General features: G+C 55.1%; 1 protein-coding gene. It reads right to left on the reverse strand.

What is annotated here, in order from left to right:
- Window positions 1–102 precede the first annotated feature (102 nt).
- Window positions 103–537 (reverse strand): hypothetical protein (locus JHB91_RS14005; RefSeq protein WP_233398751.1); only part of this gene is annotated, 435 nt, incomplete at its 5' end.

Here is a 537-nt window from a genome sequence, read left to right on the forward strand (position 1 = left end):
AACGCCTAAGTTAAGCCGCGCCGCAGCGGGGCGTGAGGCACATGGCACGCTTTACCTGCCATGTGGTTCGCGCCCCGATGCGGTGTCGGCTTGAACGCATTGTTAGGGCTCACACGCTGCGGCCCCGTGAAATTCGCAATCGAAGGTGAGTGTGCCAAGTGAGCCGCGGCCAGTATTGGCCACAAACTCGCCATATACGTGAACGGAGCGGATCGTGCCAGTAGCAGACCTAAATTCTTGCGTCTTGCGTCCGGACGTTGCCACCTTTACCGCCATGGTGTCCTCCAGATTAGAGCGAGCAATCAAGTTCGGGTAGAGCAAGAAGACTGTTGCATCAGGATCGTTAATGATGTCTCCGACGAATCCGCTGATTAACACCTGCTCATGGTCGTAAGATCCTGGCGCCACCGCGATATTTAGTATCGAAGTTCTGCAGTGCCCCGTATCGACATGCCCAGAGAGTGAGCAACGCATCGCATTGTCTTCAGCACATCCTGCCAAGAGCATTGCGATCCAAGAGATGGTTACGATTCTTGC

It is taken from the genome of Luteimonas sp. MC1828 (assembly GCF_016461615.1).
Classification (GTDB): Bacteria; Pseudomonadota; Gammaproteobacteria; order Xanthomonadales; family Xanthomonadaceae; genus Luteimonas.